Raw genomic sequence first — 21,234 nt, 5'->3', positions numbered from 1 at the left:
GAAACAACGCTCAGTCTATTCTTTGCGCTTGACTGGGCCACGCATTCCGGGGCCGAGCGGCAACCGCGTGTCTAGGATGAGACCAGCGATTCCCACTGCCGCAGCGATAAGGAAGCCGGCGATCGTGTAGGGGCTCATCGCTCCGGTGAGCGCATCCCCGAAGAAGACCCCGATGGCGGTGGTGGGAATCGAACCGATGAGTGTAGCGATGGCGAAGTGAGTCACCGAAATCGGAGTGAGCGCTGCAACATAGTTTAGTAAGGAAAACGGAACTCCGGCGACCATTCTCAATGACGCCACCGCTAGCCAACCCCGGCGCTCAAGCCGGGCATTGATTGCATATACCGCTTTGTGCGTGAGATGCGGGCGAATCCACTCACCAAGTAAGCCGCGGACGATAAGGAGAGAAATGGTGGCGGAGATAGTCAGCGCGACAAGGGAAACAGAAAGTCCAAGCCACGGGCCGAAAAGAAGGCCTGCCGCCAAAGTCCACACGGTCCGGGGAATAGGGAACTGGGTGAAGAAGATGTAGGCGCTCGTAAAAGCAACAACAAACCACGGCCCGAGTTGGTCTGACCACGTGCGGAGGGCGGCGAGTGAGGGGACGTCGACAAGCACGGCGAGTAGCATCAATGCCGCACCGGCAGCGATTACTGCCGTCCAACGTTTCCACGTCCAACGCTTGCAGCTTTGCCACGCAGCGCGGCCCAGAGACGCACAAAAGTCCCCGACGCTGTGCACCCAACCTGTGTTCATAGAGATAGAAGTCTAGTGCCGAAGACGTCAAACCCCGCATTGAGCCCAAAGCATGGGAGAACGGCTAAAGACGGAGGCAGGAGACGGCTTGGCTGGCTGGGGAGCAGCTGAGAGCTGCACCTCAACTTACTGTTAAGCCGCGATTCGATGCATGAGTATTGCCGTGCGCGGGGGATACTGAACAGCAGTGCGCATCCGCATGTATCTCTAGGGCCACTTTTACTGTGTCAGTCTTAGCTAGTTTCACCTTTTATTGTCTCTACGCCCTAGCTGCGGAGCGAATTCTTGATTCACCACCTACTTTTGGCGCCCGCCCTGGCGCCTGCGTTTTTCTTTGGAGAGCATTATGGACTTTATCCACAACCTCACGTCTTATATGGACGCAGCCACCTTGCTCGAAGCCTTTGGCCCCTGGGTCATCGGTGGTATAGCACTTGTCGTCTTCATCGAGTCCGGTGTGCTCTTCCCATTTCTTCCGGGAGATTCACTACTCGTGACTGCCGCGATTCTGCGTCATGAGCTCCAGGTCTCCCTGTGGATACTCATTGCTGTAGGCATGATCGCCGCGATAGCTGGTGACCAGGTGGGGTACTGGATTGGGCACCGTTTTGGCCGTGGCCTGTTTAAGAAGGACGCTCGGCTTCTCAAACTGGAGTATCTCAACACCGCCGAGGACTTCTTCCACAAGCACGGCCCGCTTGCACTAGTGCTCGGAAGATTCGTCCCAATCGTGCGCACCTTCATTCCGGTAGCCGCCGGCACGGCGGGAATGCGGTACAAGAAGTTCATTGGATGGAATGTCAGCGGCGCAGTCGCTTGGGTGCTCTCCATGAATCTCGTTGGTGTCTTTCTCGGAAACATTCCGGGTATTGCTGACTCGATTGAGAAGATTATGCTGCTTATCATCGCGTTGTCGGTGACGCCTATCGTCATCAAGGGCCTGCATAGCTACATCACGTCGAAGAAGAAGGCTACGGTAGTAGAGGAGACGGCACCTACTGCGGAATCGCACGCATAGACCTTCGACGCATGAAGAAGGCCCCGCGCCTCACATCATCATCGCTGACGGTGTGAAGCACGGGGCTTCGGTCTGTGCCCGAGGGGGGACTTGAACCCCCACGTCCGTTAATAGGACACTAGCACCTCAAGCTAGCGCGTCTGCCATTCCGCCACCCGGGCTAGGGTGTTTGTTCAGCCTCTCGGCTGGGCACTCGCATACTGTATCCCGAACCGGCATAACTTCACAAATCGCCACTTCAGAACGGGTTTTCACTGGGTTCTTAAACGAGGAAAACACAACGATGAAAGTTGCGTATCCACTGCCACCTCCTGAGACAGCCGGGTAGTAAGCGACAACGCGGCAGATAGCTTTCCGGTAGAAATGGATTTATGACTAGTAACACTTCACATTCCACTGCGAACTACGCCACCGACTCCCGTTTCCCCGGTCCAGACCCCTATGCACCGTTGGGGGATGTCCCAGCTTTTACCGTGGCCTCGTCCGATATCGAGGAGGGAGCGGAGATCGCAGAGCGTTTCCGCGCACCTGAAAATGTCTCGCCCCAGCTGTCGTGGTCGGATGTGCCCGAAGGGACCAAGTCCTTTGCCGTCACGTGCTTTGACCCTGACGCGCCGACGGGGTCCGGCTTCTGGCACTGGGCGGCCTTCAACATCCCGGCCGACGTACGCGAGCTCCCCACAGGTGCAGGGTCCGCTGAGGATCTCGGACTCGAAGGCGTTATCAGCCTGCGCGGTGACTCTGGCCAGCGCGTCTATTATGGCCCCCAGCCGCCTGCAGGTCACGCCCCGCACCGCTACCTCTTCGCCGTTCACGCTGTCGACGTCGAACGCCTCGAGATCGACCCGGAGGCAACACCTACGGTCCTCGGCTTCAACCTTTATTTCCACACCCTCGGGCGCGCGATTACCTGGGGCTGGTACGAGGCCCACTAAGCGGCCCAATTACACTCATCACAATGAGTAAGAACCCGGACATCCCTCCCACATCCGACGGAGTAGAAATCCCCGCCGCCCTGCGCGTGGGCGGCGCTTTCATGTTGTTGGCTGCCGTGTTAGCACTATTCGGGCTCGTGTCCATTTTCACCGACGGATGGGGCGCCACCTTCGAATGGACGTGGCGCCGCCTCGCCATCGTTGGTGCGGCCCTCCTCGTCGGCGCATTCAGTACCCAACGCCGCGATCAGCGTGGTAGCCGCGAACAAATCATTGCGCTGATTCTCGCGCTAGTGCTTATCATCGCCAGCCGCGCGCTGCCTAGTACGGTCCTCACGACGATGGGCCAATACGTCGTCTTCCTCTACGCAGTGGCGGCAGGGCTGTGCGCGGTTATCATCCGCCGCACACTGCGCTAAACGCTGAAGCGCTCCGTGCGGCTGGCCTGAAAGCTCTTCGCCGGGCTAGTCAATCCATTCAAGACCAGAACCAATGGCCTCCGAGATATTGCTGAGGCGGTGAGCGTGGATCTGCTGGGCAATGCCGCGGTGGATGTCACGGATCCAATCCGGGCCGCCGTAAATCAAGCCGGTGTAGCCCTGCAACAGCGAAGCGCCTGCCGTGATGCGCTCCCATGCTTGCTCCGGGGTGGAGATTCCGCCTGCGGAAATGAGTACCAGGTCGTTGCCTACGCGGGCATGGAGGCGCTTGAGCACCTCTAAGGAACGCGCAGCCACCGGGGGACCCGACACGCCGCCTGCGCCCATGGCGGCAACCTCAGCGGATGGGGTCTTCAAACCCTCGCGAGAAATGGTGGTGTTGGTAGCCACGATTCCCGCCAGCCCCACGTCAACGGCCATATCCGCCACAGCATCAATGTCCTCATCGCTGAGGTCTGGGGCAATCTTGACCAAGACCGGCGAGGACGTCGATTCCACCACGGCTTCCATGATGGGGCGCAGCGATTCCACTGCCTGCAAATCACGCAGCCCCGGGGTATTAGGGGAGGACACGTTGACCACAACGTAGTCGGCCAGCTCCCCGAGAACTGATGCGCACTGACGGTAGTCATCCACTGCGTGCTCAGCCTCGGTGACCTTGTTCTTTCCGATATTGATGCCGATGACATCGTTGTAGCGGCGCTTCCGGAGGTTTCGTGCGGCCGACAGCGCCCCTTCGTTATTGAAGCCCATGCGGTTGAGGATGGCCTTGTCTGCTTTGAGCCGGAACAACCGGGGAGCCGGGTTTCCCGGCTGCGCCTTCGGGGTGATGGTGCCCAGCTCCGCGTACCCAAAGCCGATGGGGGACCAGACGTCGGCTGCCGCCGCGTTCTTGTCAAAGCCTGCTGCTAGACCCAGCGGGCGCGGAAAGTGCACCCCAAACACGTCTTGTTCAAGGACGGGATCGGTAACCGGCAAAGCTTTGCCCAGAGCTCGGTTGAAGGGGCCGGCCGATTGGAACACAGCCAACCCACCGTTGATGATCCCGTGAATTCTTTCCGGGCTGAGCTTAAACATCCCCTTCAAGGCGGCTTGGTAAGCCACGTGGCGGGCGCGGTCAAGAGCGGAGTACTGCATGCATTGTCCTTTGGAAAGTTGAGGCTAAAGGGGGGACTGAAATACTAACGCGGGGATTTCTCGAGCTGTGGATCAGAAATGAATTGGAGCCCGTCGCCAGAAGCGGAGGCGGTGACGAGGGTGCCGTCGCCAAGCACGGCAATATTGCGCGCATCCGCCACCGTATCCATGGTGCCGACGTTCTCCGGGACACCCGCAGCGATGGTGTAGGCGTGGAGGAGGTTGTTGTCTGTAGTTGTCGCCCACGCTAGCTTGCGCCCGGCGTCCCAAGCCACACCCCACGGGGTGCCATCGGTATTGCCGTACTGGTGCAAGCGGATGACGTCGCTGGCGGTGTAAATGGCGATGCGCTTTCCGACGGTATCCGAAGCCACAACCACGGCGCCCTCGCCGCCTGCGATCTGACCTACACCCTGGCCCACGCGAAGGCGTCCTCCTGCACGCTCCTTCTCCCAGTCCAACGATTGAATCGTGGAGTCTTCCCTCAAGACACGGACGATGCCGTCGGCGCCATCCGGATTAGGCACGGAGATGAGCTGATCCGAGCCTGCTTCCACAGTGATGCCGGTAGTGCGTTCGCCGTCTAGGTACACGCCGATGGTGGTGGAGTCCTTCGAGCCAACGAAGACTTCGCCACTGGAGGCTTCCGCAGCCACCGTCACCGGTTGCTCCTCTTCCACAGCCAATTCCTGCGGGGAATCCGGCTTGAGCGGATCAATGAGCATAACGCTATCCCCGCACGCTAGAAGGAAGTGCTTCTCAGAAGCGGTGAGGTCACCACATTTCTCGCCCACGGTAACCTGCGCGGACTTTTTGCCTTCAAAGTCCGCAGCTGAACCTACCGCGAGCGAGTCCTCGGTGCGCACGGCGAGGATGTCGCCGACGGCTGCGAGGTCTGTCGCTGCATCGAATGGCACGACGTTACCCACCGGCTTCTCGGATGCCGGGGAGGACGCGGGCTCGGCCTTGCCATAGACCGCCGAGTCGGGGTCCCCGCCAACCCCGACCGTAGGATTACAGGCGGCAAGCGCGCATGCGCTGGAAAGGAGGGCAAAAGAAAGCAGGACTCGACGCGTTTTCACGATCCCTCATCCTAGCAGCCAGCGTGGTGGAAACAGGAAGCGATGGGACTCCCGAGTAGGCTATCGCGGGTGACTACAACAGCTACAACTGAAGCCATGACATGGCTGCAGGTCATCGTCCTGTCTCTTGTCCAAGGCCTCACCGAATTCCTGCCCGTGAGCTCGTCCGGGCACTTGCGCATCGTCTCCACTCTTTTCTGGGGACAGGATGCCGGTGCTTCCTTCACCGCTGTCATCCAGCTGGGCACCGAGCTAGCGGTGATTGTCTACTTCGCCGGGATGATTTGGCAGATCCTGAAAGGCTGGTGCGTGGGCCTCGTACACAAGGACCAGCGCGGTCAGGAATATCGAATGGGTTGGATGGTCATCGTTGGCTCAATTCCGATTGGCATCCTGGGAGTGCTGGGGAAAGACCTGATAAGGGATAATCTGCGCAACCTATGGATTACTGCTTCCATGCTCGTCCTGTTTTCCTTTGTGTTCATCCTGGCAGAGCGCGTGGGTAAGAAAACCCGCGGCTTCGACGAGCTCACGATGCGCGATGCCATCGTTATGGGACTATGCCAATGCCTAGCACTCATCCCTGGCGTCTCACGCTCCGGCGGCACCATCTCCGGTGGCCTCTTCCTCGGCCTCGACCGTGAGGTGGCCACGCGCTTTAGCTTTCTTTTGGCTATTCCGGCGGTGATGGCCTCGGGGCTGTTTTCGCTTGGCGACGCCTTCGGTCCCACCGTGGGACAATCCGCCACCGGCGCCCAATTACTCGTTGGCACGCTCATCGCCTTCGTTGTGGGCTATGCATCTATCGCCTGGCTGCTGAAGTTCGTGGGCAGCCACTCCTTCGAGTGGTTCGCCGCTTACCGCATCCCCGTCGGCCTGATCGTCATGCTCTTGCTGGGCCTTGGCGTGCTCGCCGCGTAGGTGGTGAGGAGGCGCAGCCCCGCAGCACCCTGCGATACATAGCCATGTGCCCGGCCATGCGCCCGCGTCGGAGGCAGCACACGTTAGGATTGTGGGCATGCAATCTTGGCCTGTCCCGCACATCGATTCCGTCCCTGGCGCTCCGTCGCCGCTTCACCTCTATGACTCCGCTGATGAAGCGGTAAAGAAGCTCGACATCAGTGGGGAGACTGCCACCATGTACGTCTGTGGCATCACCCCATATGATTCGACCCACCTGGGCCACGCCGCGACCTATCTGACCTTTGATCTGATTTACCGCCAGCTGCTGGATAACGGCTACAAGGTGAATTACGCCCAGAACATCACCGATGTGGATGATCCGCTCTTCGAGCGCGCGGAGCGCGATGGCGTGGATTGGCGCGAGTTGGGGACCTCCCAAATCAACCTTTTCCGCTCAGACATGGAGCTGCTCTCCGTGTTTCCTCCGCAGCACTTCGTTGGGGCGATGGAAGCCATCGACGAGATTACGGAGATGGTGCAGGCGCTTCTCGACGCAGGTGCGGCCTACGTCGTCGATGACCCCGACTATCCGGACGTCTACGCATCCATCGAGGCCACGAAGAACTTCGGCTACGAGTCGAATTACTCCCGCGAGCAAATGGAGACCTTCTTTGCCGAGCGCGGTGGCGACCCTGATCGCCCCGGCAAGCGCGATCCTCTTGACGCTCTGATTTGGCGCGCGCACCGTGAAGGCGAACCGGCCTGGGATTCGCCTTTTGGGCCGGGCCGCCCTGGATGGCACATTGAGTGCTCCGCCATCGCAACCAACCGGCTTGGCTCCAGCTTCGATATTCAAGGCGGCGGTTCGGACCTGAAGTTCCCGCACCACGAATTCTCCGCAGCGCACGCAGAAGCAGCGCTCGGCGTGGAGCGCATGGCGCAGTCCTATGTACACACCGGCATGATCGGCTTGGACGGAACCAAGATGTCCAAGTCTTTGGGCAACCTCGTGTTCGTCCACAAGCTCGTGGAGGCGGGCGTCGATCCCTCAGCGATACGCCTGGGTGTCTTCGCCGGCCACTACCGTGCCGACCGCGACTGGTCAGATGACGTTTTGCGCACTGCGCAGGAGCGACTCCAGCGATGGCGCGAAGCTTTAAGCCATCCGGGCACTGTGGAGGAGGTCAAGGAGGTCATTCAGCACCTGCGGTTGGCGTTGGCTGATGATCTCGATACTCCGCGCGCCATTGCGGTTCTCGATGAATGGGCGAAGAAGGCTCCAGAATCCGGGGAAGCAACAGAAGAGGCATCCGATTTGCTGCGCACCGCAGTTAATTCCTTGCTGGGCGTGCGCCTCTAGGTAACTTCAGGCATGATTTAGCTCATGACGATTCGTGCAGAATTCCAGCCCACCGTTGATGAGTTCATGTCCAACCTACAGTCCTTCGCTACCGGGGATTACCTCAAGGAAGAAGAAAAGGAGTTCTGGGAGGCCCCGTTTGATGCCGCGGTACTCCCACGCCTTCGCACTATCTTGGAGTCCTTCCTTGACGATATGGATAAGCTGCCGGATGACCCTGAAGGGTCACTCCTGAGCGCCGCGGTACGCCCCACCGTGGACAAGCTCGCGGCCTTCAACCAAGAAAACGCAGATGCAGTGCTGGAACCGGAGGAGAAGGAAGAGCTCACGGAGCTTATTCACTCCGCCTCTGCGGCAACCGGTGCGGACGATGAGGCACTCGCGCAGCTTCCGGAGCTGGACTTCTAAGTGACTGACCACGCAACTTCCGCTTTCACTACCCGTCCAGCAGCAATCTTTTGGGATATGGACGGCACACTGACCAACTCCGAGCCCCTGTGGGAAGAGGCCACTTTTTATCTCTCTGAAACACTGGGGCGCCGCTTAACACCCACGGAGCGCTTGGCCACGGTTGGCGCTACCTTCGAAGACACACTCAGCATCTGTGCGCACAAAGCAGGCGTTACGCTTCAGCCAGGAGATAACGAACGCTATCGTGCGCTCATGTTCGATTACGTCAGGTCCCTTTTTGCCCAACACCTGGAGATTTTCCCGGGGATTCCCGAGCTGCTCGACGAACTCAAGGGCCTGGGAATGCCGATGATCGTGACCACAAACACGGAACGATATGTGGCTGATTCCGCGATTGCGGCCTTAGGCCGCGAGTACTTCGTCGACACGATTTGCGGTGACGAAGTACCTCAAGGCAAACCTGCCCCCGATATGTATATCGAGGCGGCGCGTCGAGTGGGTGCCGATCCACGGGACTGCCTTGTATTTGAAGACTCTGCGGCAGGTATGCGCGCGGCTGTCGACGCCGGGTGCACCGTCATCGGACTGCCGGAGGGAGACCACGTCGCGGTGCCCGAGCAAGCCACCGAAATTACTGACCTCCGGGGCTCTGCTCACCGTCATCTGAAGGGGGCGACGGCGGCCAATGTTCACGAGTGGTTTAGCCGGTTGCGCGCCGACTAGACGTACCGATTTCAGTTGCGCATCATGTCAGCCGGCTTTGCGTAACTGAGAATTTCGGCCGACTAGCAGAATTTTATGCAGCGGTGTGGAAGAATAAACCACCGTGAAGAATTTTGAGAGCCTATTTGAGGAACTGTCCCAGAAGATCGCCGAACGCCCTGAGGGCTCCGGCACCGTGGAGTCTTTTGACAAAGGCATCCACCATCTGGGCAAGAAGATCATCGAAGAGGCTGGCGAAGTGTGGATCGCCGCGGAATACCAGTCTGATGAAGAGCTCGCTGAGGAGATGTCACAGCTGCTGTATTGGCTCCAGGTTATGGCCCATAAGCGTGGCCTGAAGCTCGAAGACATTTACACCTACCTTTAATCGGCCATAAAGCCGTCCCACCATTCACCGTATTCAGCGTAGAAAGCACCACACACTGATGATCAAAATCGCCGTCCCCAACAAGGGATCGCTGTCCGAGGCAGCCCTTGAAATCCTCAAGGAAGCCGGCTACAAGGGCCGCGGACACAGTAAATCGCTCAACGTCGTGGACGAGGAGAACGGAGTCGAGTTCTTCTTTCTGCGCCCAAAGGATATCGCTATCTACGTGGCACAAGGCGTCTTGGATCTGGGAATTACTGGTCGAGACTTAGCGCTCGATTCCCGCGCGAAATTCAATGAAGTTCTAGCACTCAATTTTGGCGGCTCGACCTTCCGTTACGCCGCACCAGCAGGGGAGCAGTGGGACGTCGCCAAGCTGCAAGGCAAGCGCATCGCCACGTCCTATCCCAACGTGGTGCGCGATCACCTCGCTGCCAATGGAATCGATGCAGAGGTTATCCGCCTTGACGGTGCAGTAGAGATTTCGATTCACCTTGGAGTCGCGGACGTCATTGCCGACGTTGTCTCCACAGGAGCCACCCTCCGCCAGCAGGGGCTTGAACCCTTCGGCGACCCCATCGTCTCCTCGGAGGCCGTGGTGATAAAGCGTGAGGGAGAAGACGTCACCGCTGATGAAAACGTTGTGCTTAGCCGCATTCGAGGAATCCTCAATGCGCGCCACTACGTCATGCTCGACTACAACGTGGCAGAAGAAAAGCTGCCAGACGTCGAGGCAGTGACCCCTGGGCTTACAGGACCGACCATCTCTCCCTTGGCCCGTGAAGGGTGGGTTGCCGTGCGCGTCATGGTTCCCCGCAAACTGGCCAACCAAGTTATGGACAGCCTCGAAGAGCTCGGGGCAGAGGCAATTCTTGCCTCGGATCTTCGGATTGCCCGCTTTTAGGGGGAGATTCCAAACATTTTATTCGGGCTCCTAGCTACGATGGGGACTGACCATCATCGTTCTTCGATTTTTATGCAAGGAGTCAGCCCCGATGGCAAAGACAACTAAGAAGGATGCACAAGCAGAGGCCAAAGAGACCAAGGATGTAAAGTCCCAGGTCGAAGAAAAGGCCACCAACAAGTCTTCGAAGTCCGCCTCTAGCAAGAAGACGCGTACTGAGACTGACCTTCTCGGCTCCCTGGAAGTTCCGAACGATGCGTACTACGGCGTTCACACGCTCCGCGCTATCGAAAACTTCCAGATTTCCTACGTGACCATCAACACCATCCCGGACTTCATCCGCGGCATGGTCCAGGTCAAGAAGGCCACCGCTATGGCCAACCGCCGCCTGCACGTTCTTCCGAAGAAGAAGGCAGAAGCAATTATCTGGGCTTGTGACCAGATTCTGGAAGAAGGCCGCTGCATGGACCAGTTCCCGCTGGATGTCTTCCAGGGTGGCGCTGGCACCTCGCTCAACATGAACACCAACGAGGTTGTGGCCAACCTGGCGCTCGAGCACCTCGGTGAGGAAAAGGGTGCCTACGACATCATCAACCCGAACGATGATGTCAACATGTCCCAGTCCACCAACGACGCGTACCCGACCGGCTTCCGTCTCGGCATCTACTACGCGATGGAGGACCTCATTGAGCGTATCGACGCGCTGCAGGCTGCATTCCACGCCAAGGGCAATGAGTTCGTTGACATCCTGAAGATGGGCCGCACCCAGCTGCAGGACGCAGTGCCGATGACCCTGGGTGATGAATTCAAGGCCTTCGCTCACAACTTGGCCGAAGAGCAGGCCATCCTGCGTGACGCCCAGAAGCGCCTGCTGGAGATCAACCTCGGCGCAACCGCCATCGGTACCGGCGTGAACACCCCGGCTGGCTACCGCCACCAGGTCACCGCAGCACTGTCTGAGGTGACGGGCCTTGAGATCAAGACCGCCCGCGACCTCATTGAAGCAACCTCCGACTGTGGCGCCTACGTGCTTCTGCACTCCACCATTAAGCGCGCAGCGATGAAGCTGGCCAAGATCTGTAACGACCTGCGCCTGCTGGCCTCTGGCCCGCGCGCCGGCCTGGCAGAGATCAACCTGCCACCGCGTCAGGCCGGTTCCTCCATCATGCCGGGTAAGGTCAACCCGGTTATCCCGGAGGTTGTCAACCAGGTCTGCTTCAAGATCTTCGGTAATGACCACGTAGTCACCATGGCTGCCGAGGCTGGTCAGCTGCAGCTCAACGTCATGGAACCGGTTATCGGTGAGGCACTGTTCCAGTCCATCCGCATCATGGGCAACGCCGTCGACACCCTGCGTGAGAAGTGCGTCGTGGACATCACGGCTAACGCTGATGTTTGCCGCGCGTACGTTGAGAACTCCATCGGTATCGTCACCTACCTGAACCCGTTCATTGGTCACCACAACGGTGACATGATTGCTAAGGAGTCCCTCAAGACCGGCAAGGGCGTCAAGGAGCTCGTTCTGGAGAAGGGCCTGCTCGATGAGGAGACCCTCAACAAGGTTCTGTCCGTTGAGAACCTCATGCACCCGGAGTTCCGCGGTCAGCTCTACATCGATGAATAAACCTTCGTCAGCACCAGTGTTGTAAATACGCTCTGCTGTTTCGTCCACGCCCGTACTGCCTCGCTGAAGGTGGTACGGGCGTTTGGCTGTTTTCAATCCGACTGATGCTGCCGACACCCTGGATACCCCGATGGGGGTGCAGTGGTTGGCATCGGTGTGTAAACGGACACAATCGGGCCTGGATTCTCGCCAAAGCCACATAAATAGGGCAGAATTAGAACTGTCAGTTGTCGCGCCCAGGTCGTGTACTGACCACAGCGCGAATTACCACCCATACTGCAGTTCACCTGCACATATTGGAGTTACATAATGGTTGTTGTGCACATCATTATCGTCCTTGCGGCGATTTATCTCGGTGCCCGAATTGGTTCGATCGGTATTGGTATGGCCGGCGGCTTGGGCGTTCTACTACTCGGCCTCACCGGTGTCCCCGTAACGCGTGAAGACATCCCCTTTGATGTCATTGGCATCATCATGACCGTGATCGCCGCCATTGCTGCCATGCAGCGTGCTGGCGGTATGGACTATCTGGTCTACCTTGCCGAAAAGTTTCTTCGCAAGAACCCAAAGAGGATCACGTTCTACGCACCTATCGTTACGTGGTTGATGACCGTTCTGGCAGGCACCGGCCACACGGCGTTCTCCACGCTCCCGGTTATCGTTGAGGTAGCGAAGGAAGGCAAGGTCCGTCCTTCCCGCCCGCTTTCGATTTCCGTCGTAGCCTCGCAGATGGCAATCTGTGCCTCACCTATTTCCGCAGCCGTTGTTCTGTTGGCTTCGCTGCTGGAGCCGATGGGCGTGGGCTATTTGCAGATCCTCGCGGTCCTTATTCCGGCTACGTTCCTCTCCATTTTCCCTGCCGCTTGGGTAGCAAACCGCTCGGGCGCAGAACTCGAAGATGACCCCGTTTACCAAGAGCGCAAGGCCCAGGGCTTGGTGAAGCTGCCGCAGGGTTCCCAGAACTACGCTCCGGCACAAGGTGCAAAGACCTCGGTCATCATCTTCCTAGTCGCCATCGTCATCGTGATGCTGTGGGCCACCCTTACCTCATCCCAGGTGGGTCTTATCGAGGAACCGACGCTGCCGCGTAACGAGGCCATCATGACAGTGATGCTCACCGCCGCAACACTCATCGTCATGGTCACCAAGGTCCCCGCCGGCGACGTTCTCAACACGCCTGTCTTCAAGTCGGGTATGTCCGCCTGTATCTGCGTGCTCGGTGTCGCATGGTTGGGTACCACGCTGATCAACCACTACATGGAGGACATCCAGGCCATCTCCGGGTCCATCATTGAGTCCGCCCCGTGGCTGCTGGCCATCGTGCTCTTCTTCGCTGCGGCGCTCCTGTACTCGCAGGCCGCAACCACTAAGGCTCTCATGCCGGCAGCCCTGGCCCTCGGCGTCAACCCGCTTACCGCAGTGGCTGCCTTCCCAGCAGTGTCCGCGCTGTTCATCCTGCCGACGTACCCGACCTTGTTGGCGGCCGTCGAAATGGATGACACTGGCTCGACTCGCATTGGCAAGGCTGTCTTCAACCACCCGTTCATCATTCCAGGCACTGTGAGCATCGTCTTGTCGGTCCTCCTGTGCTACGCCTTTGGCGCAGTCCTTATCTAGCATCACCTAGCATCATTTAGAAATAATTTGATGTTGCTTAGCGCGCTTCTTTAGCGCGCTAAGCTGGAGAGCATGACTACGCAACCTTCTGATGTTGATATTGCTCAAGCTCACCAGCTCGAACCGATTACGGATATTGCTGCACGCGCAGGCATTCCGGAGACGGCTCTTATTCCTTATGGGCAAAGCAAAGCCAAAGTGGATATCACTCGAGTTGGGGATACTCCCGCAGATGGCAAGTTGGTCCTCGTCACCGGCGTCTCACCGACGCCAGCTGGCGAGGGTAAATCTACTGTTCTTATCGGCTTGACCGACGCCCTCACGCAGCTGGGCAAGAAGGCTATCGTCGCCCTTCGCGAGCCTTCCCAGGGCCCTGTCATGGGCATCAAGGGAGGCGCCGCGGGTGGCGGCTACTCTCAGGTTGTCCCAATGGAGGACATCAATCTCCACTTCACCGGTGACTTCCACGCTATCGCCGCGGCCACCAACACCTTGGCCGCCATCATCGATAACCACATCCACCAGGGCAATGCGCTCAACATCGATCCGCGCCGCATTACCTGGCAGCGCTGCGTTGACGTCAATGACCGTGCCCTGCGCCACGTTGTTACCGGGCTCGGTGGCCCCGCCCACGGCGTGCCGGGGGAGACTGGGTTCACCATTACGGCGGCGTCGGAAATCATGGCCATCCTCGGCCTCGCAACCGACTTGGCAGACCTAAAGAAGCGTCTCGGTGACATCACTGTGGGCTACACCTACGACCAAAAGCCAGTAACCGCCCGCGAATTGGGCGCAGAAGGCGCACTAACAGCGCTCATGCGTGATGCCCTGAACCCTAACCTGGTCCAGACCCTGGGCGGCACCCCTGCCTTCGTCCATGGCGGCCCCTTCGCCAATATCGCTCACGGCTGCAACACGCTGCTGGCAACCCAGACTGCGATGCGCTTCGGTGACATTGTCCTCACGGAGGCAGGCTTCGGCGCGGATCTCGGCGGCGAGAAATTCATGGACGTCAAGTCCCGCTTCGGTGATCTTGACGTCGCCGGTGCCGTCGTTGTTGCGACTATCCGCTCCCAGAAGTACAACGGCGGACAGCCCCGCGAGGAACTCACTACCGAAAACCTGGAGGCGCTAAAGAAGGGCGTGGTGAACCTCGAGCGCCACGTTGAGAACGTGCGCAAATTTGGCCTCAAGCCAGTGGTCGCTCTCAACCTCTTCTGGAGCGATACCGAGGCCGAGCGCGAGTTCATGCGCCAGTGGGCCGCCGATTTCGACGTCGCGCTCGAAGAAGCAGAAGTGTGGGCCAAGGGCGGAGCGGGAGCAACAGCGCTGGCTGAGCGCCTTCTGGAGAGTCTTTCCGAGGGTAACTCCCACCAGCTCTATGATCCCGCTGAGGGCATCGAGGCCTCCATCGACACCATTGCTAGGGAAATCTACCGCGCCGAGCGGGTGGAGTACTCGTCTAAGGCGCTGAAGGATTTGAAGTACATCAAGGACAACGGTTGGGAGGAGTTCCCAGTCGTGATCTCGAAGACTCAATATTCCTTCTCGGATGATCCGAGCCAGCTCGGCGCCCCGGAAGGCCACGTCCTTCATGTCCGCGAGCTGCAGCCCCGCACAGGCGCTGGCTTCATCGTGGCGCTGACCGGCGACGTCATGACCATGCCGGGTCTACCGAAGAAGCCCGCGGCCAACAACATCGATGTTGCTGCGGATGGTTCCATCTCTGGCCTGTTCTAAGCCGCGGCGCGCTCTTCGGGGCGCCGTCTACGAGGCCCGGTCCGGCCACCCGGGGTACTCGGGTGGCGTGCCGCCGAAGGCGGGGCATAGGTGTTGGAAAGAACACCAGCCACAGAGCTTCGAGGTCTTGGGCCTGAAGTCACCGGACTTGCCATCGCCTTCGATCTTGGCCCAGAGCTCACCCAGGTCGCGCTCGAAGTACTCGAGCTCCTCCGGCCCCGGCGTGAGGAACATCGAATCCAGGACCTTGAGGTACATCAGCCGCAACTGCGTGGGGATGGTGCCGAGCAGCCGCCAGTACACCAGCGCGTAGAAGTTCATCTGGAACTGCGCGTCCTGGGAATAGCGGGGGAGCGGCTTCTTTCCCGTCTTATAGTCCACCACGCGTACCTCGCCGGTGGGGGCAACGTCGACGCGGTCGATGAACCCACGGACAGGAACACCGTTCGGCAAGACGGTATCGACGTACATCTCGCACTTGTGGGCGTCGAAGCCTTGGGGGTTTTCCATCTGGAAGTAGCCCTTGACCAGTTCGCGCGCCTCGACGAAGAAGTCCAGCTCTTCGGGCTCCGGCACCAATTCACGCAGCTCGGGGTCTTTGTCCAGCATCACCGCCCATTCGGGCTTAATCATCTTCACCGCGGCTGGGTACTCACGTTGCTCGCGGGGCAGCTGGTGCATCTTTTCTAGGACTGCGTGGACCAGCGTTCCCTTCACCTGGGCCTTCGTCTTGGGCTCGGGCAACTTGTCAATAGCCCGGAAGCGATAGAGCAGCGGGCATTGTTTGTAGTCGGAGGCACGGGAAGGAGAGAGGGCTAGTCGTTTCGGCATAGTGTTTCTCAGCCTAGCGCATAGCCCACCGCGAACCTTCCCGCATCTCCCGACCGTCCGCGGCAAGCTAGATGGCATGAGCACTACGCAAGAGTTTCTTGATTTCATCGCCGCGAGCCCCTCGTCCTATCACGCGGCTGAAGAGGTGGCGCGCACGCTCGTCGCCGCCGGCTTTAGCCGCCAAGATGAGTCTGCCGAATGGTCAGCTGCACCAGGCGGCCACGTCATGGTCCGGGGTGGTGCGGTCATGGCATGGTATGTCCCCGAAGGCGCCGGCCCGGATTCCGGCTTCCGCATTATCGGCTCCCACACCGATTCGCCCGGCCTGGCGCTCAAGCCCACCCCGGACTTCGATTCCGCAGGGTGGCAGCAGGTAGCCGTCGAGGTCTATGGCGGGGTGCTTCTCCACAGCTGGTTCGACCGCGAGCTCACCGTCGGCGGCCAGGTCATCACGAAGGATGGCAGCCGCCACTTGATCAATACCGGCCCCTTGCTGCGCTTGCCTTCCTTGGCGATCCACCTCTACCGCAAAGATGAGTTCAAGCCGGATCGCCAGCGCCACATGCAGCCGGTGCTCTCCGTGGGTACTCCGGAGACGTCGGTGATGGGGGTCGTCGGCAAGCAGCTTGGCGTAGACCCAGAGGATATCGCTTCCTTCAACCTGATTACCGCGGATGCCCAGCGCGGTGAGGTCTTTGGCGCCGGCGAAAAGCTCATCGCTGCCGGGCGCATGGACAACCTTTCTTCCGTTCATGCTTCGCTGCGTGCCCTGCTCGCTGCTGCAAAGAACGCCGACTCCATCGAGCACAAGGACGTCCTCGTCATGGCGGCCTTTGATCACGAAGAGGTGGGCTCCTCTTCGCGCTACGGCGCAGGTGGCCCGATCCTGGGGGATATCCTGACCCGCACCGCCCGTGCCCTCGGCGCGAACGAGGAGCAGCGTTTCCAGATGTTTGCGCGCTCCAGCTGTGTCTCGGCCGACGCCGCGCACTCCGTGCACCCCAACTACGCCGAAAAGCACGATCCCACGCATCACCCGATCATCGGCCAAGGCCCGGTGACCAAGATTAACGGCAACCAGCGCTATGCTTCCGACGCTAATACCGTGGCCCTGTGGGAATCTGCCTGCCGCCGTGCGGGTGTTCCGGTCCAGCGCTTCGTGGGAAATAACGATGTCCCGTGTGGCTCCACCATCGGGCCGATTTCTGCCACCCGTCTGGGCATCCCCACCGTTGATGTGGGAGTGCCGATGCTCTCGATGCACTCGATCCGTGAGCTGGTAGGCGAGCGCGACCAACTATGGCTTGGTGACGCCCTTGAGGCATACTTGGTTGGTTAATCCTTCTTGCCCCTAACTTTGTGAAAGGTTTTTCACGCTATGGCTTATTCTGGCCCCTTCCGCTACGGCGACCGCGTGCAGCTCACGGATGCCAAGCGGCGTCATTACACCATCGTCCTCGAGGAGGGAGGCCAGTTCCATTCGCACAAGGGCATCATCAACCACGATGACATCGTCGGCATGGATGAGGGCTCCGTCATCGATTCGACGCTGGGCAGCTCCTTCCTCTTGTTCCGCCACCTCATGGTGGATCACGTCTTGTCGATGCCGCGCGGTGCTGCGGTGATTTACCCCAAGGACTCCGCGCAGATCCTGGTCGAGGGCGATATCTTCATGGGTGCGCGCGTGCTGGAAGCCGGCGCCGGTTCCGGAGCACTCTCAATGACCCTCTTGCGCGCCGTGGGGCCAGAAGGCCACGTTTTCTCCTATGAGGTGCGCGATGATCACTTGGAATACGCCGTGAACAACGTCGCCGAATACTTCGGTGAGCAGCCCGAGTGGTGGAGCCCGCGGCTTGGCGATTTGGCCGATGTGACCGTCGAGGAGCTCGGCGGCCCCGTGGATCGCGTCATCTTGGACATGCTCGAACCCTGGGAGCACCTCGAGAAGGTGCGCGATATCCTCATCCCGGGCGGCGTCTTCATGACTTATGTGGCCACCGTGCCGCAGCTGATGAAGGTGATGGAGGGAATCCGCGAGCTGAAGTGCTTTACGGAGCCGCGCGCCTGGGAGTCCCTCGTGCGTGAATGGAAGGTGGAGGGCTTGGCCACCCGCCCGGAGCACCGCATGAACGCGCACACCGCGTTCCTGATCTGGACGCGTCGGCTTGCCGACGGCGTCACCCCGCCCCGCCCGCAGCGCCGCGCCCGAAAATAAGCCCCGAGGCTTAACGTGGCGCACCGCGCGCTAGGGTGGATTCTATGAACGATGCCACTCATTCCCAGGAACTTGGCCAGCACCGCCGCCAGATAGAGCAACTGGCTGAGCGCAATGCCAAGCTTGCTGCCCTGTTGAAGGATGCGCGCACGAAGCTTCAGCAGATGCTCGCGGAGGTGGACGCTCTTGCAGAGCCTGCCTCCACGTACGGCGTCTTTCTTGGCTATTCCGGGCGCGCACACGATTCGCGCCGCGATGCTGAGGTATACACCAATGGCCGCGCCATGCGGGTGAAGATTTCTCCGAACCTGGAGCCAGGCTCGTTAGAAGTCGGGCAGCAGGTCCGCTTGGGCGAAGGATTCGTGGTGGTGGAGGGCTGTGCCCCGGTGAATACCGGCGCGCTGGCGACGCTCCAGGAGCGCCTAGGCACCGACCGCGCGGTGGTTATCAATTCCGCGGGCGAAGAGCAGGTGGTGCTGCTCGGCACGATGCTGCGCGATACCGTCCGTGCCGGCGATACCCTCCTGGTCGAGCCGAAATCAGGCGTGGCCACCGAGCGCGTGCACAAGACTGAAGTAGCGCAGCTCACGCTGGAGGAAGTCCCGGACGTATCCTACGAGGACATCGGTGGTTTGGACGAGCAGATTTCGCTCATCCGCGATTCGGTCGAGTTGCCTTTCCTCCACCCAGAGCTCTACCGCCAATACGATCTCCAGCCGCCGAAGGGCGTGCTGCTCTATGGCCCACCTGGCTGTGGCAAGACGCTCATCGCCAAGGCGGTCGCGCATTCTCTGTCGGCGTCCCTGGGCGCTACTGCCCCCAGCTACTTCCTCAACGTGAAGGGCCCAGAACTGCTCAACAAGTTCGTGGGTGAGACTGAGCGCCGTATCCGCCTCATCTTTGAACGCGCCCGCGAGCTTGCCTCCGAGCCCACTGCTGATGGTAGCCAGCGGCCGGTCATCATCTTCTTCGATGAGATGGAATCCATCTTCCGCACGCGCGGCTCCGGTGTGTCCTCCGATATGGAAACCACCGTCGTCCCGCAGCTGCTGACGGAATTGGATGGCGTCGAGAAGCTCAGCAATGTCATCGTCATCGGTGCCACCAACCGCGAGGAGCTCATCGACCCCGCCATCATGCGCCCGGGGCGCCTCGACATCAAGATCCGCGTCAACCGGCCCACCAAGCAGGGCGCGCGGGAAATCTTTGCGCGCCACTTCCCGGAATCAGTCCCGCACGAGGGCGAGCTTTCCCAGCTCATCGATACCGCAGTGGAGGATCTCTACGCGGAGCGCCCCTTCGTCACGCTGCACTTCTCCAACGCGGATCCTCGCGTGCTGCACTACCGGGACTTCGTCTCCGGCGCGATGATCGCCAACATCGTCTCCCGCGCAAAGAAGTTGGCTATCAAGGAGGCTTTGGACGAAACCAACGCTGCGGAGGGTAAACAACCCGCAGGCATCACCGCCGCGCACCTGCACCAGGCCATTGCTGCCGAGCAGGCTGAATCGGAATACGTACCGACATCCGCCAACCCGGAGGAGTGGGCCAAGATCGTCGCCGGGACCTCCGCCGGCGCGCATGTCACCGGGGTCGAATTGATGGGAGTAAAACCTTGAGCCGTGTCCTAGGAACCGAAACCGAGTACGGAATCTCCACGCCGTCGAACCCGGCGTTGTCACCAATCGTGACGTCCACGCACGCGGTAGTGGCCTATGCCGCCCTGCATACCGGTGCGCGCTCCCGCTGGGACTTTCGGGAGGAGCACCCGCTGCGCGATAGCCGCGGCTTCGATCTCAAGCGCTACCACACCGTGCCCGTGGTGGACCCAAACGCGCTGGGCGTGGCCAACGTGGTCACGGCCAACGGAGCCCGCTTCTACGTCGATCACGCCCACCCTGAGTATTCCTCTCCGGAGTGCACCAATGCCTGGGATGCGATGCTTTATGACGCCGCCGGCGACCTCATCCTGCGCCGCGCTGCAGATGCCGTAGCATCTCTGACTGCCCATGGCACGTCAGTACTGGCCACGCACGATCCCTGCCCGCCGCTGAAGTTTTACAAGAACAACGTGGACGGCAAGGGAGCTTCCTATGGCAGCCACGAAAACTACCAGTACTCCCGGGAGACTGATTTCGACGACATCGCCCAAGGTCTGATCCCGTTCTTCGTCACCCGTCAAGTGGTCACCGGTGCTGGCCGCATGGGCCTGGGCGCTGATGGTGAGGAACCAGGCTTCCAGATCTCGCAGCGCGCGGACTATATCGAGCAGGAGATTTCCCTGGAGACCACGCTCAACCGCGGCATCATTAACACCCGTGATGAACCGCATGCGGTGGCAGAGGACTTTGGCCGCCTGCACGTCATCATCGGTGATGCCACGATGGCCCATACCTCGACGCTGCTCAAGCTGGGTATGACGTCACTGGTGTTGGACGCCATTGAGGAGGGCGTTGACTTTAGTGACCTGCGCCTGAAGGACCCCGTGGCAGAGGTCCAGCGAGTTAGCCGCGACCTCACCCTGACTCATCAGCTGGAGCTTCACGACGGCCGCCGCCTCACCGCCCTCGAGATCCTCGCCGTCTACCGGGAGCGGGTCACTGCGACCTCAGAGTCAGATGAGAAGGTTCTTGCCGCCTGGGACGAGGTCGTGTCGCTCTTGGCGGACAACCCGTTGAAGGCGGCCCATCTGCTGGATTGGGTAGCCAAGTACCGCTTGATTAAGGGATACCTCGACCGTGGCGTGGCTGCAGATGACCCGAAGCTGGCGCTCATCGATCTGCAGTACACCGATATTGACCCGGCCAAGTCCCTCTACCACGCGCTCGTGCGCAAGGGCCAGATGCGCACCTTGGTCAGTGAGGAGGAGATTGCTGCGGCCGGCGACACCCCGCCCACGGATACCCGCGCTTATCTGCGCGGACACGCCACCCGCATGTTCGGCGAAGACGTCCTGGCCGCATCGTGGCAGTCACTAACCTTCCGAATTGGTGAAGCCGAGGGCGCCAACTCGGGAGCCGCCTGCGTGGCGCTCGATGACACCACGCGGCTCGGACAGGACGAAGTGGGAACCTTGCTGGAATCTGCAGACAGCGCCGCCGATTTCGTCGACGGTTTGCGCCAGCTCGGGGTGCGAATCGAGTACCCTACACTGTATTAGCGCAGCAAACC

General features: G+C 60.1%; 20 protein-coding genes and 1 tRNA gene. 16 read left to right on the top strand and 5 right to left on the bottom strand.

The window, feature by feature from the left end:
- Positions 1-15: 15 nt before the first annotated feature.
- Positions 16-756, bottom strand: a complete 741-nt coding sequence (locus HMPREF2808_RS02170) for a TVP38/TMEM64 family protein (RefSeq protein WP_070623432.1) — start codon at positions 754-756, stop codon at positions 16-18.
- Positions 757-1,102: 346 nt separating this feature from the next.
- Between HMPREF2808_RS02170 and HMPREF2808_RS02165 the strand changes: the two genes are divergently transcribed.
- Positions 1,103-1,774, top strand: coding sequence for a DedA family protein (locus HMPREF2808_RS02165; RefSeq protein WP_210386949.1), 672 nt, complete (start codon positions 1,103-1,105; stop codon positions 1,772-1,774).
- Positions 1,775-1,849: 75 nt separating this feature from the next.
- Here HMPREF2808_RS02165 and HMPREF2808_RS02160 read toward each other — a convergent pair.
- A tRNA-Leu gene (locus HMPREF2808_RS02160) sits at positions 1,850-1,935 on the bottom strand.
- 210 nt (positions 1,936-2,145) lie between these two features.
- On the opposite strand from HMPREF2808_RS02160, the gene HMPREF2808_RS02155 reads away from it, so the two are divergent.
- Both HMPREF2808_RS02155 and HMPREF2808_RS02150 read left to right on the top strand, forming a co-directional pair.
- On the top strand, positions 2,146-2,709 hold the full coding sequence (locus tag HMPREF2808_RS02155; RefSeq protein ID WP_070564536.1) for a YbhB/YbcL family Raf kinase inhibitor-like protein: 564 nt from the start codon (positions 2,146-2,148) through the stop codon (positions 2,707-2,709).
- Between the two features lie 23 nt (positions 2,710-2,732).
- Positions 2,733-3,128, top strand: coding sequence for a hypothetical protein (locus HMPREF2808_RS02150; protein WP_070520563.1), 396 nt, complete (start codon positions 2,733-2,735; stop codon positions 3,126-3,128).
- A 45-nt stretch (positions 3,129-3,173) separates the two neighbouring features.
- Here the strand turns inward: HMPREF2808_RS02150 and HMPREF2808_RS02145 are convergent, their stop codons facing one another.
- Positions 3,174-4,286: a quinone-dependent dihydroorotate dehydrogenase gene (locus HMPREF2808_RS02145; RefSeq protein WP_070623429.1), complete on the bottom strand. Its 1,113-nt coding sequence runs from the start codon at positions 4,284-4,286 to the stop codon at positions 3,174-3,176.
- Positions 4,287-4,330: 44 nt separating this feature from the next.
- Complete coding sequence (locus tag HMPREF2808_RS02140; protein ID WP_070623426.1) at positions 4,331-5,368, bottom strand: NHL repeat-containing protein; 1,038 nt, start codon at positions 5,366-5,368, stop codon at positions 4,331-4,333.
- Positions 5,369-5,437: 69 nt separating this feature from the next.
- Here HMPREF2808_RS02140 and HMPREF2808_RS02135 point away from each other — a divergent pair, with 69 nt between their 5' ends.
- The 9 genes from HMPREF2808_RS02135 (at position 5,438) to HMPREF2808_RS02095 (ending at position 15,017) form a co-directional block, all read left to right on the top strand.
- A complete protein-coding gene (locus HMPREF2808_RS02135) occupies positions 5,438-6,289 on the top strand; it encodes an undecaprenyl-diphosphate phosphatase (protein ID WP_198530948.1) in 852 nt (283 codons plus the stop codon).
- A 97-nt stretch (positions 6,290-6,386) separates the two neighbouring features.
- The gene (mshC, locus tag HMPREF2808_RS02130; RefSeq protein ID WP_070520550.1) at positions 6,387-7,631 is read left to right on the top strand and encodes a cysteine--1-D-myo-inosityl 2-amino-2-deoxy-alpha-D-glucopyranoside ligase; all 1,245 of its coding nucleotides are present in this window, start codon (positions 6,387-6,389) and stop codon (positions 7,629-7,631) included.
- A gap of 24 nt (positions 7,632-7,655) precedes the next feature.
- On the top strand, positions 7,656-8,039 hold the full coding sequence (locus HMPREF2808_RS02125; protein ID WP_070520547.1) for a hypothetical protein: 384 nt from the start codon (positions 7,656-7,658) through the stop codon (positions 8,037-8,039).
- Positions 8,040-8,765 (top strand): HAD family hydrolase, encoded by a 726-nt coding sequence (locus HMPREF2808_RS02120; protein ID WP_070520544.1) that lies wholly within the window; start codon positions 8,040-8,042, stop codon positions 8,763-8,765.
- 103 nt (positions 8,766-8,868) lie between these two features.
- On the top strand, positions 8,869-9,132 hold the full coding sequence (locus HMPREF2808_RS02115; RefSeq protein WP_070520541.1) for a phosphoribosyl-ATP diphosphatase: 264 nt from the start codon (positions 8,869-8,871) through the stop codon (positions 9,130-9,132).
- 58 nt (positions 9,133-9,190) lie between these two features.
- A complete protein-coding gene (gene hisG / locus HMPREF2808_RS02110) occupies positions 9,191-10,036 on the top strand; it encodes an ATP phosphoribosyltransferase (RefSeq protein WP_070520538.1) in 846 nt (281 codons plus the stop codon).
- A 91-nt stretch (positions 10,037-10,127) separates the two neighbouring features.
- A complete protein-coding gene (aspA, locus tag HMPREF2808_RS02105; protein WP_070520535.1) occupies positions 10,128-11,660 on the top strand; it encodes an aspartate ammonia-lyase in 1,533 nt (510 codons plus the stop codon).
- 309 nt (positions 11,661-11,969) lie between these two features.
- Positions 11,970-13,277 carry an anaerobic C4-dicarboxylate transporter gene (locus tag HMPREF2808_RS02100; RefSeq protein WP_070520532.1) on the top strand — a complete coding sequence of 436 codons (1,308 nt, stop codon included), beginning with the start codon at positions 11,970-11,972 and terminating at the stop codon, positions 13,275-13,277.
- Between the two features lie 72 nt (positions 13,278-13,349).
- Positions 13,350-15,017 carry a formate--tetrahydrofolate ligase gene (locus HMPREF2808_RS02095; protein ID WP_070520529.1) on the top strand — a complete coding sequence of 556 codons (1,668 nt, stop codon included), beginning with the start codon at positions 13,350-13,352 and terminating at the stop codon, positions 15,015-15,017.
- 27 nt (positions 15,018-15,044) lie between these two features.
- On the opposite strand, the gene HMPREF2808_RS02090 is transcribed toward HMPREF2808_RS02095, so the two are convergent.
- A complete protein-coding gene (locus HMPREF2808_RS02090; RefSeq protein ID WP_070520526.1) occupies positions 15,045-15,848 on the bottom strand; it encodes a RecB family exonuclease in 804 nt (267 codons plus the stop codon).
- A gap of 76 nt (positions 15,849-15,924) precedes the next feature.
- On the opposite strand from HMPREF2808_RS02090, the gene HMPREF2808_RS02085 reads away from it, so the two are divergent.
- Genes HMPREF2808_RS02085 through dop form a run of 4 tightly spaced genes read left to right on the top strand, consistent with a single transcriptional unit; the run spans position 15,925 to position 21,223 of the window.
- A complete protein-coding gene (locus HMPREF2808_RS02085; RefSeq protein ID WP_070520601.1) occupies positions 15,925-17,187 on the top strand; it encodes a M18 family aminopeptidase in 1,263 nt (420 codons plus the stop codon).
- Between the two features lie 39 nt (positions 17,188-17,226).
- Positions 17,227-18,063, top strand: coding sequence for a tRNA (adenine-N1)-methyltransferase (locus HMPREF2808_RS02080; protein ID WP_070520523.1), 837 nt, complete (start codon positions 17,227-17,229; stop codon positions 18,061-18,063).
- A 44-nt stretch (positions 18,064-18,107) separates the two neighbouring features.
- Entirely contained in the window at positions 18,108-19,682 is a 1,575-nt protein-coding gene (gene arc, locus HMPREF2808_RS02075; RefSeq protein WP_070520520.1) for a proteasome ATPase, read from the top strand.
- Positions 19,679-21,223, top strand: coding sequence for a depupylase/deamidase Dop (gene dop / locus HMPREF2808_RS02070; RefSeq protein ID WP_070623423.1), 1,545 nt, complete (start codon positions 19,679-19,681; stop codon positions 21,221-21,223). Before arc ends, dop begins: the two co-directional genes overlap by 4 nt.
- The last annotated feature ends 11 nt before the right edge of the window (positions 21,224-21,234 follow it).

Source organism: Corynebacterium sp. HMSC078A10, from assembly GCF_001811565.1.
Lineage (GTDB): Bacteria > Actinomycetota > Actinomycetes > Mycobacteriales > Mycobacteriaceae > Corynebacterium > Corynebacterium hesseae.
Note: the sequence above shows the minus strand (reverse complement) of the source record. Positions and strands in the feature narration are given on the sequence as shown.

Bases quoted from the DNA above. Each gene is read 5' to 3' on its own strand.
- HMPREF2808_RS02080 (WP_070520523.1), top strand. From the start codon at position 17,227: ATGGCTTATTCTGGCCCCTTCCGCTACGGCGACCGCGTGCAGCTCACG.
- HMPREF2808_RS02170 (WP_070623432.1), bottom strand. From the start codon at position 756: ATGAACACAGGTTGGGTGCACAGCGTCGGGGACTTTTGTGCGTCTCTG.
- HMPREF2808_RS02145 (WP_070623429.1), bottom strand. From the start codon at position 4,286: ATGCAGTACTCCGCTCTTGACCGCGCCCGCCACGTGGCTTACCAAGCC.
- HMPREF2808_RS02150 (WP_070520563.1), top strand. From the start codon at position 2,733: ATGAGTAAGAACCCGGACATCCCTCCCACATCCGACGGAGTAGAAATC.
- HMPREF2808_RS02155 (WP_070564536.1), top strand. From the start codon at position 2,146: ATGACTAGTAACACTTCACATTCCACTGCGAACTACGCCACCGACTCC.
- HMPREF2808_RS02100 (WP_070520532.1), top strand. From the start codon at position 11,970: ATGGTTGTTGTGCACATCATTATCGTCCTTGCGGCGATTTATCTCGGT.
- arc (WP_070520520.1), top strand. From the start codon at position 18,108: ATGAACGATGCCACTCATTCCCAGGAACTTGGCCAGCACCGCCGCCAG.
- HMPREF2808_RS02090 (WP_070520526.1), bottom strand. From the start codon at position 15,848: ATGCCGAAACGACTAGCCCTCTCTCCTTCCCGTGCCTCCGACTACAAA.
- HMPREF2808_RS02095 (WP_070520529.1), top strand. From the start codon at position 13,350: ATGACTACGCAACCTTCTGATGTTGATATTGCTCAAGCTCACCAGCTC.
- hisG (WP_070520538.1), top strand. From the start codon at position 9,191: ATGATCAAAATCGCCGTCCCCAACAAGGGATCGCTGTCCGAGGCAGCC.
- HMPREF2808_RS02125 (WP_070520547.1), top strand. From the start codon at position 7,656: ATGACGATTCGTGCAGAATTCCAGCCCACCGTTGATGAGTTCATGTCC.
- mshC (WP_070520550.1), top strand. From the start codon at position 6,387: ATGCAATCTTGGCCTGTCCCGCACATCGATTCCGTCCCTGGCGCTCCG.
- HMPREF2808_RS02085 (WP_070520601.1), top strand. From the start codon at position 15,925: ATGAGCACTACGCAAGAGTTTCTTGATTTCATCGCCGCGAGCCCCTCG.
- HMPREF2808_RS02165 (WP_210386949.1), top strand. From the start codon at position 1,103: ATGGACTTTATCCACAACCTCACGTCTTATATGGACGCAGCCACCTTG.
- aspA (WP_070520535.1), top strand. From the start codon at position 10,128: ATGGCAAAGACAACTAAGAAGGATGCACAAGCAGAGGCCAAAGAGACC.